The organism is Variovorax sp. 38R (assembly GCF_014843395.1).
GTDB lineage: Bacteria > Pseudomonadota > Gammaproteobacteria > Burkholderiales > Burkholderiaceae_C > Variovorax > Variovorax paradoxus_H.
This window is the reverse complement of sequence record NZ_CP062121.1, coordinates 5,131,336-5,145,958: the sequence shown is the minus strand read 5'-3', so window position 1 is coordinate 5,145,958 and position 14,623 is coordinate 5,131,336. Positions and strand designations below refer to the sequence as shown.

At 68.7% G+C, this 14,623-nt stretch carries 18 protein-coding genes; 9 read left to right on the top strand and 9 right to left on the bottom strand.

Features of this window, described 5'->3' with window-relative positions; translation table 11 throughout:
* Positions 1 to 4 precede the first annotated feature (4 nt).
* Both IG196_RS23905 and IG196_RS23900 read left to right on the top strand, forming a co-directional pair.
* Complete coding sequence (locus IG196_RS23905; RefSeq protein ID WP_192193299.1) at positions 5 to 826, top strand: DUF429 domain-containing protein; 822 nt, start codon at positions 5 to 7, stop codon at positions 824 to 826.
* 135 nt (positions 827 to 961) lie between these two features.
* Positions 962 to 1,465, top strand: a complete 504-nt coding sequence (locus IG196_RS23900; RefSeq protein ID WP_192193298.1) for a BON domain-containing protein — start codon at positions 962 to 964, stop codon at positions 1,463 to 1,465.
* 81 nt (positions 1,466 to 1,546) lie between these two features.
* Here the strand turns inward: IG196_RS23900 and IG196_RS23895 are convergent, their stop codons facing one another.
* The 5 genes from IG196_RS23895 to IG196_RS23875 form a co-directional block, all read right to left on the bottom strand.
* Complete coding sequence (locus tag IG196_RS23895; RefSeq protein WP_192193297.1) at positions 1,547 to 2,059, bottom strand: hypothetical protein; 513 nt, start codon at positions 2,057 to 2,059, stop codon at positions 1,547 to 1,549.
* The gene (locus IG196_RS23890) at positions 2,046 to 2,429 is read right to left on the bottom strand and encodes a hypothetical protein (protein ID WP_101489010.1); all 384 of its coding nucleotides are present in this window, start codon (positions 2,427 to 2,429) and stop codon (positions 2,046 to 2,048) included. Before IG196_RS23890 ends, IG196_RS23895 begins: the two co-directional genes overlap by 14 nt.
* A 57-nt stretch (positions 2,430 to 2,486) precedes the next feature.
* Positions 2,487 to 2,861, bottom strand: a complete 375-nt coding sequence (locus tag IG196_RS23885) for a hypothetical protein (protein WP_101489011.1) — start codon at positions 2,859 to 2,861, stop codon at positions 2,487 to 2,489.
* 54 nt (positions 2,862 to 2,915) lie between these two features.
* A complete protein-coding gene (locus IG196_RS23880) occupies positions 2,916 to 3,080 on the bottom strand; it encodes a DUF1328 domain-containing protein (protein WP_070063586.1) in 165 nt (54 codons plus the stop codon).
* Positions 3,081 to 3,284: 204 nt separating this feature from the next.
* The gene (locus IG196_RS23875; protein WP_192193296.1) at positions 3,285 to 4,655 is read right to left on the bottom strand and encodes a CHASE3 domain-containing protein; all 1,371 of its coding nucleotides are present in this window, start codon (positions 4,653 to 4,655) and stop codon (positions 3,285 to 3,287) included.
* Between the two features lie 130 nt (positions 4,656 to 4,785).
* Between IG196_RS23875 and IG196_RS23870 the strand changes: the two genes are divergently transcribed.
* Entirely contained in the window at positions 4,786 to 5,418 is a 633-nt protein-coding gene (locus IG196_RS23870) for a response regulator transcription factor (RefSeq protein WP_007837167.1), read from the top strand.
* Between the two features lie 10 nt (positions 5,419 to 5,428).
* Here IG196_RS23870 and IG196_RS23865 read toward each other — a convergent pair whose 3' ends face one another.
* Entirely contained in the window at positions 5,429 to 5,830 is a 402-nt protein-coding gene (locus tag IG196_RS23865) for a response regulator (RefSeq protein WP_192193295.1), read from the bottom strand.
* 257 nt (positions 5,831 to 6,087) lie between these two features.
* Between IG196_RS23865 and IG196_RS23860 the strand changes: the two genes are divergently transcribed.
* Positions 6,088 to 8,109 carry an AsmA family protein gene (locus IG196_RS23860; protein ID WP_192193294.1) on the top strand — a complete coding sequence of 674 codons (2,022 nt, stop codon included), beginning with the start codon at positions 6,088 to 6,090 and terminating at the stop codon, positions 8,107 to 8,109.
* A 27-nt stretch (positions 8,110 to 8,136) separates the two neighbouring features.
* Here IG196_RS23860 and IG196_RS23855 read toward each other — a convergent pair whose 3' ends face one another.
* From IG196_RS23855 to gpmA, 3 genes are all read right to left on the bottom strand, one after another.
* On the bottom strand, positions 8,137 to 8,901 hold the full coding sequence (locus IG196_RS23855) for a HesA/MoeB/ThiF family protein (RefSeq protein WP_192193293.1): 765 nt from the start codon (positions 8,899 to 8,901) through the stop codon (positions 8,137 to 8,139).
* Positions 8,902 to 8,981: 80 nt separating this feature from the next.
* Positions 8,982 to 10,424, bottom strand: a complete 1,443-nt coding sequence (locus tag IG196_RS23850) for a S41 family peptidase (RefSeq protein WP_153286197.1) — start codon at positions 10,422 to 10,424, stop codon at positions 8,982 to 8,984.
* A 123-nt stretch (positions 10,425 to 10,547) separates the two neighbouring features.
* Positions 10,548 to 11,291, bottom strand: a complete 744-nt coding sequence (gene gpmA, locus IG196_RS23845) for a 2,3-diphosphoglycerate-dependent phosphoglycerate mutase (protein ID WP_013543140.1) — start codon at positions 11,289 to 11,291, stop codon at positions 10,548 to 10,550.
* A 105-nt stretch (positions 11,292 to 11,396) separates the two neighbouring features.
* Here gpmA and IG196_RS23840 point away from each other — a divergent pair, with 105 nt between their 5' ends.
* The 5 genes from IG196_RS23840 (at position 11,397) to nadC (ending at position 14,617) form a co-directional block, all read left to right on the top strand.
* The gene (locus tag IG196_RS23840) at positions 11,397 to 11,780 is read left to right on the top strand and encodes a rhodanese-like domain-containing protein (protein WP_412556395.1); all 384 of its coding nucleotides are present in this window, start codon (positions 11,397 to 11,399) and stop codon (positions 11,778 to 11,780) included.
* 21 nt (positions 11,781 to 11,801) lie between these two features.
* Positions 11,802 to 12,062 carry a glutaredoxin 3 gene (gene grxC / locus IG196_RS23835; protein WP_101489017.1) on the top strand — a complete coding sequence of 87 codons (261 nt, stop codon included), beginning with the start codon at positions 11,802 to 11,804 and terminating at the stop codon, positions 12,060 to 12,062.
* Positions 12,063 to 12,190: 128 nt separating this feature from the next.
* Positions 12,191 to 12,655: a protein-export chaperone SecB gene (gene secB / locus IG196_RS23830; RefSeq protein WP_099792246.1), complete on the top strand. Its 465-nt coding sequence runs from the start codon at positions 12,191 to 12,193 to the stop codon at positions 12,653 to 12,655.
* A gap of 28 nt (positions 12,656 to 12,683) precedes the next feature.
* Positions 12,684 to 13,718 carry an NAD(P)H-dependent glycerol-3-phosphate dehydrogenase gene (locus IG196_RS23825; RefSeq protein ID WP_192193292.1) on the top strand — a complete coding sequence of 345 codons (1,035 nt, stop codon included), beginning with the start codon at positions 12,684 to 12,686 and terminating at the stop codon, positions 13,716 to 13,718.
* Between the two features lie 20 nt (positions 13,719 to 13,738).
* Complete coding sequence (gene nadC / locus IG196_RS23820; RefSeq protein WP_192193291.1) at positions 13,739 to 14,617, top strand: carboxylating nicotinate-nucleotide diphosphorylase; 879 nt, start codon at positions 13,739 to 13,741, stop codon at positions 14,615 to 14,617.
* Positions 14,618 to 14,623: the final 6 nt, after the last annotated feature.

The window sequence follows — 14,623 nt, the reverse complement described above, 5'->3', positions numbered from 1 at the left end:
GGCGATGCTCTTCGGCTGCGATTTCTCGAGCGCACCGACCGCCCGCAAACCCATCGTCGTCGCCGTCGGCGAGATGGCTGGCGCCGATGTTGTCGCGCTGACCGGTCTGCATCGCTTCGCCACGCTCGACGCCTGGGGCGACTGGCTGCGCGACACGCCCGCCTGGGTCGGTGGCTTCGACTTTCCCTTCGGCCTGCCGCGTGAGCTGGTGGAGCACCTGCAGTGGCCCACGGCGTGGGATGCATTGATCGCTCACTACGCCGCTCTGAGCCGCGCCGAAATCCGCGACACCTTCGCCGCCTTCTGCGCGGCCCGCCCGGGCGGCGGCAAGTTCGCGCACCGTGCGACCGATGCGCCGGCGGGGTCGAGCCCGTCGATGAAGTGGGTGAACCCGCCCGTCGCCTACATGCTGCACGCTGGCGTGCCGCGCCTGCTCGCGGCGGGCGCAACATTGCCGGGCCTTCACACGGGCATGCACACCGACCGCATCGCGCTGGAGGCCTACCCGGGCCTGCTGGCGCGCGAACTCATCGGCCGGCGCAGCTACAAGAGCGACGACCTCGTACGCCAGTCGCCCGAGCGTGAGATCGCGCGTGCCGACCTGCTGGCCGGACTCGAGGCCGGGCGCACGCGACTTGGCCTGCGGCTCCAACTCACAGCCGCACAGCGCGACGGGCTGAGGGCCGATGCCAAGGGCGACGAACTCGATGCGGTGCTGTGCCTGCTGCAGGCCGCGTGGGCCCGCCAGCGCGCCGACAGCCTCGGGTTCGGCTACGGATTGCCAGGGGCCATGGACCCGCTCGAAGGCTGGATCGTCAGCGCCTGAGCCGCCTGCCGTCGCTTGCTTGTCCTACAGCGCTTCGGGCCTGCGGCGACACCCGGGCGCAGGCGACGGGGGCTAGATTGATTGGCGTGGACCAAGCCGGTCCATGCATTCATTCCGACCGCAGGAGGATTTCCCATGACAACGTCGAACCGTTCCCTCGCTCCCTTTGCCCCGTTTGCCACCTCGCGCACCTGGCTCGCCGTGCTCGCAGCCGGCGCCGCGCTGACCCTGGCCGCCTGCGACAAGCCGGGCAACCAGACGGCCGGCGAGAAGCTCGACAGCGCCGTCGCCAAGACCGAGCAGGCGGCCTCCGATGCCAAGGCCAAGACCGAACAGGCCGCGACCGACGCCAAGACCGGCATGGCCGGAGCCACGGCCGATGTGAAGGAAGCCGCCAAGGACGCCACCGCCGCGGTGACCGCCACGGTCGACGATGCCGCGATCACCGCCTCGGTCTCGGCCGGCCTGGCCAAGGACCCCGACCTGAGCGCGATCAAGATCGACGTCGACACCAAGGGCGGCACCGTGAGCCTCAAGGGGCCGGCACCGACGGCCGCCGCCAAGTCGCGCGCCGAGGAAATCGCCAAGGCTGTGCAGGGCGTGAAGTCGGTGAACAACCAGCTTGAAGTGAAGGGCTGACCGGTCCTTCCGCCAGAAACAGAAAAGCCCTCTTCGCGAGGGCTTTTTCTTGGGTGCGCAAAGCGCGCGCAGGCGTGAAGGTCAGGGCGGGTCTTGCCGTGGCGGCCGCGCGGGCTTCTGCAGCAGCGTGTTGACCAGGTCGGCCACGTCGGAGGTCTTGAGCACCGCCGCGATCACGGCCGTGGCCGAGAGCAGCCGCCAGGGCCGCACGAGCACCAGCAGCGAGCCCGTGGCTGCCGCGGCGGCCATGAGCTTGACGGGCTCCGTGCGGGCGTAGTGTTCGAGCAGAGGGCGGGCCAGCTGGCCGGCCGCGTGCGCGGGATGGCGACGCCACCAGCGCTGCACCACGCCGCGCGCCATGGCGCTCCAGACGTTGTGGCGGCGCCCCGGCGAGGCGGCGGGCGCATCGCCCGTGTCGGTGCGTGCGTATTCGAGATCGTCGTCGGTGTCACCGGCGGCAAAGGCACGGTGGGGCGCCGGTGCGTCCGGCTCGCCGCCGTTCAATTGCCGCACGAGCGCGCGGCGCGAGATGGCCAGCCGCTGTTGCGGCGTCAGCTGCGATGCGGCAGGGCGGCGGGGGTCAGGGCTGCTCATGGCGGGCTCCGGCGGCGTGCAGCGCGTCGAGGTCCGCGGCCAGCTGGGCGCGCAGATCGTCGAAGCCGTAGTTCGGACTCGGGCGGGTGGCGATCCAGGTGCAGATCGCCGCAATCACCACCGCCACCGCGGGCACCACCACCAGCACCCAGTGGAAGCTGCCGTGCAGCACACCGAGCAGCACGGCCACGCCGATCAGCCCGAGCGCCAGCACGGCGGTGGCCACGGCCAGGACGCCCGCGACCAGTCGGGCGACGAGGCCGCGTCCCGCCACGGCACTCTCCTGCCGGGCAAGGGCCGCGTAGTTGGCGATGTGATCGGCAATGAGCTCCGGGTGCCCGAGCACCGTCGAGAAGATCGGATGAAGCATGTGCGAGGGTGGTCGGGCGGGGTCGGTCGGTCAGTCAATCAATGGCGATGCAACGGATCAGTAGTCGTCGCGGCTGCGGCGGCTGGCCAGCACGATCAGCGCCGTGATGGCGGCGCCGGCCGCAGCGGCCAGCAGCACCGAGCGCACGGGCTGGTCGGAGATGTAGCGGCCCGTCACGTCGGCGGCCTGTTCAATGCGGCGGTGGGCGCGGGCGCTGGTGGTCGAGGCGGCGTCAAGGCCGCGTTGCACTGCTTGCTGCACGCGTGCGGCCAACTGCTCGACACCCGGCTCGGCGTCGCGGCGCAGTTCGCGGACCTTTTCACCCGCCGCATTCACCGCGTTCTGAGCGTAGGCGCGGGTGGTTTCTGCCGCTTCGTGAGCGGTCTGGCGCACGTCGTCGGCGAGTTGCGAAGGGGTCTTGGTCGTGTTCATGGGAGAGTCCTTTCCGGGAAGATGAAATGCGGGAGCCTATGGATCGTAACTACGCTACTTGCGTCGTAGCAAGCCGGCCAGGAAGCTGGCGATGGCGAGCACGGCAAAGATGATGAAAAGGACCTTGGCGATCCCCACCGCGCTGGCGGCGATGCCACCGAAGCCGAAGACGGCAGCGATGAGTGCGATGACCAGAAATACCACGGCGTAGTGCAGCATGCGGAACTCCTTCGAGGCTTCCCTCTTTTATGGTTTGAAACCGCGCATCCGACAGCAGAACCCAAGAAGCGATGCTGCACCGGATGACACAGGAACCACCTTAAAGCCAGGGCCGCACCGGCCCTGTCAGCGACCGGGGCGGGGGAGCGTAGGAGGCGACCGAGTCGCCGCAGGCCGTGGCGTGAAGAAATGCCACCGGCTGCGTCAGGCACTGCGCGACGTGGGGGTGTCGAGGCTCGCCGGCGTGCCGGCCTGCGGCGTGGGCTTCACCACCGGCAGCATCGCGCTGAGCCGCGTGCCCTGCCCCGGCGCCGAGGTGATGGTGAGCTTGCCGCGTGCCGCCTCGACCCGGTGGCGCATGCCCGCCAGGCCGTGTGTCGACGGGCGCATGCGTTGCGCGTCGAAGCCCTTGCCGTTGTCGGCCACTTCCACGATCACGTGGTTGGCGTAGTTCTTCAGCACGATGGTGGCTTCGGTGGCCTCGGCGTACTTGCCGATGTTGGTGAGGCTCTCTTGCACCATGCGGTAGATCGTGAGCTGGCGCGACTCGTCCATGCTCACGGGCTCCAGCGCCATCTCGATCTCCAGCCCCGAGCGCTCCCCGAACTCGCGCCCCAGGATTTCCAGCGAGGCGACCAGCCCGAGGTTCGAGAGCGACGAGGGCCGCAGGTCCTCGATGATGCGGCGCTTGAGCGCGATGCCGCTGTTGAGCAGTTCGGTCAGATGCTGCAGCCGCTGAATGGCATCGGGCGCATCGGCCAGGCGCGACTTCAGCCGCGCCACGTCGAGCTTGGCGGCCGTGAGCAGCGAGCCCAGTTCGTCGTGCAGCTCGCGCGCCAGGTAGCCGCGCTCGGTCTCGCGCACGTCCTGCAGGTGGGTGGCCAGCTCGCCCAGCGAGGCCGTGCGCTCGCGCACCTCGTCTTCGAGGGCATTGCGTTCGCGCTGCAGCGCCTCCTGCTGGCGCTCGCCGATGGAGCGCAGCGCGTGCGTCTGCCGCAGGTACAGGAAGAAGGCGATCAGCGCAGCCAGCGCCACGATGCCGGTGCCGATGCGCGCCAGCTGCAGCGACTTCATCACCTGCACCTGGCCGGCGTGCAGCGTTGCGTTGCTGGCCTTCACCAGCTCGTTGGCGGTGGCGCGGATGGCTTCCATCTCTTCGCGCCCGACGTCGGTGGTCATGACGAACTTCCAGGCGTCCTCGTTGCCCTCGTGGCGCAGCCGCACGCTCATGTCCATCTCGGCGATCTTGCGCAGCACGTGCTTGGACAGCTCGGTCAGCTGGGTGCGCTCGGCCGGGCGCTCGGCGTACAGCTGGCGCAGCGTGGCCAGGTTGCCGTCCACCTGCTTCACGGCCACGTCGTAGGGCTGGCGGTAGGCGGCTTCGCCCGTGAGCAGGAAGCCGCGCTGGCCGGTTTCGGCGTCCAGCATGTTCTGCAGAATCTGGTTGAGCGTGCCCCGGATCTGCTGGGCCTCGTCGATATCCGCCAGGGCGCGGCTCGACTGCCGGTATCCTGCCTCGTTGATGCCCACGAGGGCCAGTGCGGCCAGCGCCGCGAGCAAGAGGCTCACGGCCATTTTTTGGGGGGCTAACCAGTGCATGTCACCCTTAGGGTCGCATTCAATGCAACTTCGTGAATAATTGATAACAATCAGGGACCGGCATGCTGCGGCTTCCAAAGCAGCAGTACAACGACGAAAGTAACAGATGATCAAAATTGGAATTGTGGACGACCACGCCATCGTGCGATCGGGCCTCCGGCAGTTCTTCTCCGAGCACGTGGACCTGCGCGTGGCGGGCGAAGCAGCCAGTGGCCGTGAAGCCATCGAGCTGGTGCGCACGACCGAGCTGGACGTGCTGGTGATGGATCTGTCCATGCCGGGACAAAGCGGTATCGATGCACTCGCCATGATCCGCGCCAAGGCGCCGGACGTGGGCATCCTGATCCTCAGCGGCTACCCCGAGGAGCACTACGCGATGAACCTGATCCGTCAGGGCGCGAGCGGCTACCTCAACAAGGAATGCGATCCCATCGAGATCGTGAACGCAATTCGCACTATTTCGCTGGGCCGGCGCTACATCACGCCCGCCGTGGCCGAACTGCTGGCCCGCCAACTCGACCGCAAGGACGACGCCGCGCCGCACGAGCAGCTCTCGGAGCGCGAGTTCCAGGTGTTCCTGAAGCTGGCCAAGGGCGAGACCGCCGGCGACATCGCCAAGACGCTGTCGCTGTCGGTGAAGACCGTGAGCACCTACCGCACGCGGCTGATGGAGAAGATGAACCTGTCTTCCAACAGCGACCTGACCTACTACGCGCTGAAGAACAAGCTCATCGATTGAGCAACAGAGACTAGGCATCGCCGGGTGGCCGCAGTGCGGCGGCCTGGCGGATGCAGAAGTCGACCAGTGCGTCGATTTCGTTCGACTTGTCGAACACCGCGTCGACCCCGAACTCGGCGCAGCGGCGCCGGATGTCGGGCGTCGCATAGTTGCTGAGCACCACCACCGTCTGGCCGGGCTTGCGCGACTGGCAGGCCTGAAGGATGCCCAGGCCACTCCCTTGCTTGAGAAAGAGATCGACGATGGCCAGGTGCCACTCGTCGGCATGGTCGCGCAGCCAGTCGCGCGCGTGCTGCTCGTTGTCGGTGAAGCCGACCACCGTGGTGCAGGTGAGCTCTTCCAGAGTGCCGATGAGGTTTTCACGGATCGTGGGGTTGTCTTCGACAACATAGGTCTGCAATCTGGAATCCATGCCGAACCGCGCTTCCTCTGAGGTGGGCAGGTGCTCGTGTCCAAGCGCCCTGCGGAGGAGAGAGCCTGCCCATGGACATTGAGGCTTTCCCGCAGTGGATCATGCAGGGTTCAAGGGCCGCGCGTTGTAGGCGGGTTCCGACGCCTGTGCAGGCGGCTGTCTTCACGCGGCTTCGCGCCCTCCCGTAGGCCAAGCCGCACGGGGTCTGCGGCCCGCCGCCGACCCGGCCCGGGCGCGCATCCGGGTAAGAATCGACCATGGCAACCCAATCCCTTCGCGCCCGGCCGCGCTGGCAGAAACTGCTGGCGGCCTTCGTGCTGCTGGTCGCCGTCCTGCTGACCGCGTTCGCGCTCCTCGTCGCCTTCTTTCCGTGGGACTCGCTGCGCGAGCCGCTCAACCGCTTCGTGAGCGAGAAGACCGGTCGCAAGTTCGAGATCACGCGCCGGCTCGACGTCGACCTGGGCTGGAAAGCCGCCACCGTGAATTTCGACGGCATCGAGTTCGCCAACCCCGAGTGGGCGCGCGACCCCTACCTGGTGAAAGCCGAGCGCGCGAGCTTCGAGATCCGGCTCTGGCCGCTCATCGACAAGCGGGTGGTCATTCCGCGCCTGGCGCTCACCGCGCCCACCGTCGGGCTGCAGATGGAGCCCGACGGGCGCCGCACCTGGGCCTTCGGCAAGGACACCTCGGACACCGGCACCGTGCCCACCATCGGCCTGATCCAGGTCGACCAGGGCGCCGTCGACTTCCTGGCCACGCACCTGGGCGTCGACGTGCATGCCGACCTCGACTACGACAGCAACCGCGGCGAGCTGCCGCTGCACTACCGCATCAAGGGCCGCTACAAGGGCCAGCCGCTCACGGCAAACGGGCGCACCGGCAACGTGCTGCAGATCAACGCCGCGGGCGCGCCGCCGTTCCCGCTGGAGATCGATGCCGCCGCCGGCCAGACGAAGCTCAAGGCCAGCGGCACGGTGGCCCAGCTCGCGGGCTTCGACGGCATCGACGCCACGTTCCAGGTCAAGGGCCAGACGCTGAGCGCGCTGTTCCCGCTGACCGGCGTCGTGCTGCCGCAGACCCCGCCCTACGCGCTGAGCGGCGGCCTGCGCAAGCGCGGCAAGGTCTGGGACGCGACGGGGCTCAACGGCCGGCTGGGCCTGTCGGACATCGGCGGCGACATGAGCTTCGACCAGGCCGGCAAGGTGCCGCGCCTGTCGGGTACGCTGCGCTCGCGCGTGATGGACATGGACGACCTCGGCCCGCTGATCGGCCTACCGCCCACGGCGCGTTCCGCCAACGCGGTGGAAGGCGTGGCGCCGGTCGCCTCTGCCCAACCCAAGCGCCCGCCCGGCGGCAAGGTGCTGCCGACCAACCCCTTCGACTTCGGGCGGTTGCACGCCATGAACGCCGACGTGGGCTACACCGCCGAAACCATCCGCAATGTGCGCCAGGTGCCGCTGGACCGCGGCAGCGTCAAGATCAAGCTGACCGACGGCGTGCTGTCGCTCGACCCGCTCGATCTGGGCGTGGCCAACGGCAAGCTCGCGGGCGCCATCCGCATCGACGCCACCAAGACACCGGCCGACATCCGCGCCTCGCTCGACGTGCGCGGCCTTCGGCTGGCGCGGCTGATTCCCAAGCTCGAGAACTCGGGCAACAGCGTCGGCCGGCTCGACGGGCGCATCAACCTGTCGGGCGCCGGCAATTCGGTGGCCAGCTGGCTCGGCAGTGCCTCGGGCGACATGGCGGTGCTGTCGGGGCGCGGCCAGTTCGGCAACCTGATGCCCGTGTTCGCGACGCTGGTGGGCGGCGACATCCTCAAGTTCTTGCTGCGCGGCGATCGCGACGTCGAACTGCGCTGCGCGGCGCTGGCCTTCGACGTGAACAAGGGCGTGATGAACGGGCGCACGCTGGTGCTGGACACCACCAACGCCGTCTTCACCGCCACCGGGCAGGCCAACCTCGCGACCGAGTCGCTGGACTTCGTGATCCGCCCCGAGCCCAAGAGCCCGAGCATCTTGTCGCTGCGCACGCCGCTGGTCGTGAGCGGCACCTTCGGCGCGCCCAAGGGCGGCGTCGAGATCGGGCCGCTGGCCGGCCGTGGGCTGGCGGCGCTGGCGCTCGGCGCCATCAACCCGCTGCTGGCGCTGGCCGCGACCATCGAGACCGGGCCCGGCGAGAACGCCGACTGCACGGGCGTGCTGGCGTTGGCGAACCGGCCGACGACGGGGGCGGCGTCGCGCGGTGCCGCGCGGGCCAAGGGCGCCCGTCAGCCTTGACGAAAGAAAGAAGAATAGGGCGGGCGCTCAGGCGCCGGCCTGAGGCCGTTGCGCGCAGACGCTGCAGTGCGGGTCGCGCGAGACGCGCAGCGTGTCGAAGCTGGTGCTGCGCCCGTCGAACATCAGCAGCTTGCCCGCCAGCGATGGGCCGATGCCCGCCAGCAGCTTGAGCGCCTCGCTGGCCTGCAGCGTGCCGATGGTGCCGACGACCGGGCCGAACACGCCGAGCACCGCGCAGCGCGTTTCCTCGAAGCTGGCCTCGGGCGGGAACAGGCAGGCGTAGCAGGGGCAGGCCGCGTCGCGCGTGTCGTACACGCTCAACTGCCCGTCGAAGCGGATCGCCGCGCCCGCCACCAGCGGCTTGGCGTGCGCCACGCAGGCGCGGTTCACGGCCTGCCGGGTGGCGAAGTTGTCGCAGCAGTCGACCACCACATCGGCAGCGGCCACGAGCTGCGACAGCAGCGCCTCGTCGGCGCGCACGGCGTGGGTTTCGATGGCGATGTCGGGGTTGATGTCGCGCATGGCCTGCGCGGCGGAGGCGACCTTCGGCTGCCCCACCCGCGCGTGCGTGTGGGCCACTTGCCGCTGCAGGTTGGTGAGATCGACCTCGTCGTCGTCGACCAGCACGATGTGGCCGGCCCCCGCTGCCGCGAGGTACAGGGCCACCGGCGAGCCCAGCCCGCCGGCGCCGATGACGAGCACCCGCCCGGCACTGACGCGCGCCTGGCCGTCGATGCCGAATTCTTCGAGGAGGATGTGGCGCGAATAGCGCAGCAGGTCGTGATCGTCCATGCGCGCTGCCTGGAACTTCGCGGAGGAAGGAAAAACGCCGGTGGCGCGAACCGCACGCAGGGTGCGGCCCGCTTGCCGGATCAGTTTTCCTTCTTCTCGTCCTTGTTGTCGACGATGACCTGTGTCTTGCTCACGAGCACCGGCTGGCCCTTCAGGCGGTTGAGCGCCTGCACCAGCGGGAAGTCCTTGTCGGTGCCGAACTCGGGCACCTTGCGGTCCTGCGGCGGCTTCTTGGCTTCTTCCTCGAGGCGCTTGCGGGCTTCGTCGCGGGCCTTTTCACGTTCGGGGTCTTTCACCTCGGGGCCCTGGCCGCTGGCCAGGTGCTTCTCGAGGTCGGCCTCGCGCATGCGCAGGGCGGCGAAGGGGCTGCCCTCGGCGCTTTCATCGATCAGCACGTTGGGCACGATGCCCTTGGCCTGGATCGAGGTGCCGCTGGGCGTGTAGTAGCGCGCCGTGGTGATCTTCAGGCCGGTGTCGGGGCCGAGCGGGCGCACCGTCTGCACCGAGCCCTTGCCGAAGGTCTGGCTGCCCATGATGGTGGCGCGCTTGTGGTCCTGCAGCGCGCCGGCCACGATTTCGCTGGCCGAGGCCGAGCCTTCGTTCACCAGCACCACCAGCGGCACGTTCTTGAGCGCTGCCGGCAGGTTGCGCAGCGGGTCGCTGCCCGAACGGCGCTGGTAGAACTCGGGCGCCGCCTTGTAGATCGACTTGCTTTCGGCCAGCTGGCCGTCGGTGGTGACCACCGTGACGTTCTCGGGCAGGAAGGCCGCCGACACCGCCACCGCCGCATCGAGCAGGCCGCCCGGGTCGTTGCGCAGGTCGAGCACCAGGCCCTTGAGGTTCGGGTCTTCCTTGTATAGCTCTTCGATCTTCTTGACGAAGTCGTCGACCGTGCGCTCCTGGAACTGCGACAGGCGGATCCAGCCGTAGCCCGGCTCGATCATCTTGCCGCGCACCGACTGGGTACGGATTTCCTCGCGCGTGATCGTGACCGGGAAGGTGCGGCTCTCGTCCTTGCGGAAGATGGTCAGCAGCACCTTGGTGTTGGCCTCGCCGCGCATGCGCTTGACGGCTTCGTTGAGCGACAGGCCGCGCACGGCGGTGTCGTCGATCTTGGTGATCAGGTCGTTCGGCTTCAAGCCGGCGCGGAAGGCCGGCGAGCCCTCGATGGGGGAGACGACCTTGATGAGGCCGTCTTCCTGCGAAATTTCGATGCCTACGCCGACGAAGCGGCCCGTGGTGCCCTCGCGGAATTCCTTGAAGGACTTCTTGTCGAAGTACTGCGAGTGCGGATCGAGCCCGGCGACCATGCCCGAGATGGCGTCGGAGATGAGTTTCTTCTCATCGACCGCCTCGACATAGTCGCTCTTGACCATCCCGAAGACGGCTGCGAGCTGCTGCAGTTCCTCGAGGGGGAGCGGCGCGAGCGAACCTCGCGCGACCGTCTGCAGCGAGACGGTGGTCAGGACGCCAGCAACGGCGCCGGCGGCGACCCAGCCGGTGATCTTCAGTTTCTGGCCCATCATGAGTGAAATGTCCTGTATGTCGACGGCTGTCGAACCAATATACACAGCTTGGAAGCAAATTGCCTGCCGGGGTTCCACGGAGGGACCGGCAAGCCGGGTTTTCTTCTTTTGCTTACGTCTTCAGCCCTTGCCTTGCGACGCCACCGCGGCGGCGGCCTTTTCGGCGGCTGCGGCATCGCCCAGGTAGTAGTGGCGCAGGGGCTTGAGGTCGTCGTCGAGCTCGTAGACCAGCGGAATGCCGTTCGGGATGTTCAGGCCGACGATGGCGTCGTCCGAGATGCCGTCCAGGTATTTCACCAGCGCGCGGATCGAGTTGCCGTGCGCGGCCACCACCAGCCGGCGGCCGGTGCGGATGGCCGGGGCCATCGACTCGTTCCAGAACGGCAGCACGCGCGCTACCGTGTCCTTCAGGCACTCGGTCAGCGGGATCTGCTCGGGCGACAGCTTGGCGTAGCGCACGTCGGAGCGCTCGCTGCGCGGGTCGTCGGCTTCCAGCGGCGGCGGCGGGGTGCTGTAGCTGCGGCGCCAGACCAGCACCTGCTCGTCGCCGTACTTCTTGGCGGTTTCGGCCTTGTTCAGGCCCTGCAGGCCGCCGTAGTGGCGTTCGTTGAGGCGCCAGGAGTGCACCACGGGCAGCCAGGTGCGGTCGAGTTCGTCGAGCGTGTGCCAGAGGGTGCGGGTGGCGCGCTTGAGCACGCTGGTGTAGGCCACGTCGAAGTCGTAGCCCTCGGCCTTGAGCAGCCGGCCGGCCTGCTTGGCCTGCTCGACGCCGGTCTCGGTCAGGTCGACGTCGGTCCAGCCGGTGAAACGGTTTTCGAGATTCCAGGTCGATTCGCCATGGCGGATCAGTACCAGTTTGTGCATGTCGGAGGCCTTTGGCAGCGCGTGGGAAAACCAGCATTCTAAAATCCCGGGTTTGCCATCCAAGGAACCCCCGTGAAATTGATCGAATTCGTCACCGCGAACTGGATGCTGATCCTGATGGCGCTCACGTCGGGCGGCATGCTGGCCTGGCCGATGCTCCGGGGTGCGGGCGGTGGCACGCTCACGGCCCAGGGTGCTGTACAGCTCATCAACCGCGAGCGCGCGGTGCTGGTCGACGTGCGCGAACCCGAAGAGTTTGCTGGCGGCCACATGATCGGCGCCAAGAACGTCCCGCTGAACCTGCTCGAGGAAAAGCTGGCTGGCACGGTCAAGAACAAGAACGTGCCGCTGCTGCTGGTGTGCGCCACCGGCGCCCGCGCCCAGCGCGCCGTGGCCACGGCCAAGAAGCTCGGTTACGAGCAGGCCCAAGCGGTGGCTGGCGGGCTCAAGGCCTGGAAAGAGGCTAATCTGCCGGTTGAAAAGGCTTAACTCTTCCCCAAGGTAAAGCGCATGCAAGCCGTCAAGATGTACACCACCGCGTTCTGCCCGTACTGCACGCGTGCCAAGCAGATCCTCAAGGCCAAGGGCGTCGAAGAGATCGAAGAGATCCGCATCGACACCGACCCGCAAGCCCGCAACACCATGATGGAGATCACCCAGCGCCGCACGGTGCCGCAGATCTTCATCGGCGACACCCACGTGGGCGGTTGCGACGACCTGCAGGCGCTCGACAGCCGCGGCGGCCTCGTCCCGCTGCTGCAGGCCGCCTGAAGCCCACGGCGGCCGGGCGTCACGAAAGTGCGCGGGCCGTCGGGCGATAATCGTTTGTTCCCTCATCTGCAGCCCGCTGCGGGACCCTCTCCCCGGCGGGCATTGTTTTGATCCTCGAAAGTTCAGCCATGGCCGACCAGCAAGCCCAAGATCCCGTGTTCCAGATCCAGCGCGTCTACCTCAAGGACCTGTCGCTCGAACAACCCAACTCGCCCGCGATCCTGCTGGAGCAGACGCAGCCCACCGTCGACATCCAGCTCGGCGTGGACGCCCAGCCCGTGGCCGACGGCATCTTCGAGATCACCGTGTCGGCCACCGTGCAGACCAAGATCGACGACCGCACCGTGTTCCTGGTCGAGGCCAAGCAAGCCGGCATCTTCGAGATCCGCAACCTGCCGGAAGACCAGATGGGTCCGATCCTGGGCATCGCCTGCCCGCAGATCGTCTACCCGTATCTGCGCGGCAACGTCGCCGACGTGATCCAGCGCGGCGGCTTCCCGCCCGTGCACCTGGCCGAAATCAACTTCCAGGCCATGTACGAGCAGCAGCAAGCCCAGGCCGCCGGCCAGGCTGCACCCACCCTGGCCCAGTAAACCGGCCGCACGACGCCGCCAGCGCACGATGAAGATCTGCGTTCATGGCGCCGGTGCCTGGGGCACGGCCGTCGCAGTCAACGCGGCGGCCCGCCACGAGGTCACGCTGTGGGCGCGCGACGCCGCCCAGGCCGACGCCATGTCGGCCGCGCGTGAAAACACCCGCTACCTTCCCGGACTGGCCCTGCCGGCCTCGCTGACCGTGCGCGCGGGCGACATCGCCCAGGCGCAGGCCGGGGCCGACCTCGTCATCGTCGCCACGCCCATGGCTGCCCTGCGCGAACAGCTGATCGCCCTGCGCGGCACCACCGTGCCGGTGGCGTGGCTGTGCAAGGGCGTCGAGCCTGCGCTCGATACCTCGCCCACCGCCTTCGGCCTGCTCGCCCACGAAATCTGGGCGCAGGTCGCGCCTGAACTGAAGGCGGGCGTGCTCAGCGGCCCCAGCTTTGCGCAGGAGGTCGCCGAAGGGCGTCCGACCGCGCTGGTGGCCGCCAGCCCGCACGCCGGCGTGCGCGATGCGCTGGTCGACGCCTTCCACGGCCCGGCCTTGCGCGTGTACGCCAACGACGACATCGTCGGCGTCGAAGTCGGCGGCGCCGTGAAGAACGTGCTCGCCATCGCCACCGGGCTGTGCGACGGCCTCGCGCTCGGGCTCAACGCCCGCGCGGCGCTGATCACCCGCGGCCTGGCCGAAATGACCCGCTTCGGCCTGGCGCTCGGCGCCCGCGCCGACACCTTCATGGGCCTGTCGGGCCTGGGCGATCTTGTGTTGACTTCCACCGGCGACCTTTCGCGCAACCGCAAGGTCGGGCTGCTGCTGGCCCAGGGCCGCACGCTCGCGCAGGCCGTCGATTCGCTGGGCCACGTGGCCGAGGGCGTGTACTGCGCCCGCACCGTGGTGCAGCGCGCGCGCGGCCTGGGCATCGAGATGCCCATCGCCGAAGGCGTGGTCGCGCTGCTCGACGGCCAGGTGAGCCCGCGCGATGCCGTTGCGGCGCTGACCGGGCGCGACCCGGTGCCGGAATCGGTGCAAGCCGGTTCGGTCCCCCGTCACTCCTCCTGAAAATTAGAGATTCCAGAGACATGAGCCTTCGCTTTGATTTCTCGGCGTCGGCCGTCGCCGCGCTGGCCGAGTCCGATGTCGCCCGCGCCCTGCAGGAAGACGTCGCCGACGGCGACCTGACCGCCTCGCTGGTCGACGCCTCCCGCACGGCCCATGCCCGCGTGCTCGCGCGTGAAGCCGCCGTGGTGTGCGGCGCGCCCTGGGTCGAGGCCACCGTGCGGCGGCTCGATCCGCAGGCGCGCATCACCTGGCTGTGCGGCGAGGGCGAACGCTGCGCCGCCGACCAGCCCGTGCTCGAAATCGAGGGTGGCGCCCGCGCGCTGCTGACGGCCGAACGCACCGCGCTCAACTTTTTGCAGCTGCTGAGTGCCGTCGCCACCAAGACCTCGCTGTACGCCGACGCCGTGAAGGGCACGCGCGCGCGCATCGTCGACACCCGCAAGACCCTGCCGGGCCTGCGCCTGGCGCAGAAGTACGCCGTGCGCACGGGAGGCGGGCTGAACCACCGCATCGGCCTGTACGACGCGGTGCTCATCAAGGAAAACCACATCGCCGCGGCCGGTGGCGTGGCCGCCGCCCTGCGCGCGGTGGCACCCGTGGCCGCGCAGGCCGCGTTTGTCGAGGTCGAAGTCGAGACCCTGGCCCAGCTGCAGGAAGCGCTGGACGCCGGCGCCCGCATGGTGCTGCTCGACAACATGGACCTGCCCACGCTGCGCGAGGCCGTGCGCCTGAACGACGCCGTGGGCGACGATCGCAAGGCCGTGCTCGAGATCTCGGGCGGCGTCACGCTGGACGGCCTGCGCGCCCTGGCCGAGACCGGTGTCGACCGGATCTCGATCGGCGCGTTGACCAAGGACGTGAAGGCCATCGACTACTCGATGCGCTTCCTGAATCACTGAACCGCC

What these genes read in the sequence shown, in the direction of transcription:
- IG196_RS23885 (WP_101489011.1), bottom strand. Translation starts at nt 2,861, where the DNA reads ATGAACACGACCAAGACCCCTTCGCAACTCGCCGACGACGTGCGCCAG.
- IG196_RS23890 (WP_101489010.1), bottom strand. Translation starts at nt 2,429, where the DNA reads ATGCTTCATCCGATCTTCTCGACGGTGCTCGGGCACCCGGAGCTCATT.
- secB (WP_099792246.1), top strand. Translation starts at nt 12,191, where the DNA reads ATGGCCGACCAGCAAGCCCAAGATCCCGTGTTCCAGATCCAGCGCGTC.
- IG196_RS23900 (WP_192193298.1), top strand. Translation starts at nt 962, where the DNA reads ATGACAACGTCGAACCGTTCCCTCGCTCCCTTTGCCCCGTTTGCCACC.
- IG196_RS23840 (WP_412556395.1), top strand. Translation starts at nt 11,397, where the DNA reads ATGCTGATCCTGATGGCGCTCACGTCGGGCGGCATGCTGGCCTGGCCG.
- IG196_RS23905 (WP_192193299.1), top strand. Translation starts at nt 5, where the DNA reads ATGCTCTTCGGCTGCGATTTCTCGAGCGCACCGACCGCCCGCAAACCC.
- nadC (WP_192193291.1), top strand. Translation starts at nt 13,739, where the DNA reads ATGAGCCTTCGCTTTGATTTCTCGGCGTCGGCCGTCGCCGCGCTGGCC.
- IG196_RS23875 (WP_192193296.1), bottom strand. Translation starts at nt 4,655, where the DNA reads ATGGCCGTGAGCCTCTTGCTCGCGGCGCTGGCCGCACTGGCCCTCGTG.
- IG196_RS23880 (WP_070063586.1), bottom strand. Translation starts at nt 3,080, where the DNA reads ATGCTGCACTACGCCGTGGTATTTCTGGTCATCGCACTCATCGCTGCC.
- IG196_RS23860 (WP_192193294.1), top strand. Translation starts at nt 6,088, where the DNA reads ATGGCAACCCAATCCCTTCGCGCCCGGCCGCGCTGGCAGAAACTGCTG.
- IG196_RS23850 (WP_153286197.1), bottom strand. Translation starts at nt 10,424, where the DNA reads ATGGGCCAGAAACTGAAGATCACCGGCTGGGTCGCCGCCGGCGCCGTT.
- IG196_RS23865 (WP_192193295.1), bottom strand. Translation starts at nt 5,830, where the DNA reads ATGGATTCCAGATTGCAGACCTATGTTGTCGAAGACAACCCCACGATC.
- IG196_RS23870 (WP_007837167.1), top strand. Translation starts at nt 4,786, where the DNA reads ATGATCAAAATTGGAATTGTGGACGACCACGCCATCGTGCGATCGGGC.
- IG196_RS23895 (WP_192193297.1), bottom strand. Translation starts at nt 2,059, where the DNA reads ATGAGCAGCCCTGACCCCCGCCGCCCTGCCGCATCGCAGCTGACGCCG.
- IG196_RS23855 (WP_192193293.1), bottom strand. Translation starts at nt 8,901, where the DNA reads ATGGACGATCACGACCTGCTGCGCTATTCGCGCCACATCCTCCTCGAA.
- gpmA (WP_013543140.1), bottom strand. Translation starts at nt 11,291, where the DNA reads ATGCACAAACTGGTACTGATCCGCCATGGCGAATCGACCTGGAATCTC.
- IG196_RS23825 (WP_192193292.1), top strand. Translation starts at nt 12,684, where the DNA reads ATGAAGATCTGCGTTCATGGCGCCGGTGCCTGGGGCACGGCCGTCGCA.
- grxC (WP_101489017.1), top strand. Translation starts at nt 11,802, where the DNA reads ATGCAAGCCGTCAAGATGTACACCACCGCGTTCTGCCCGTACTGCACG.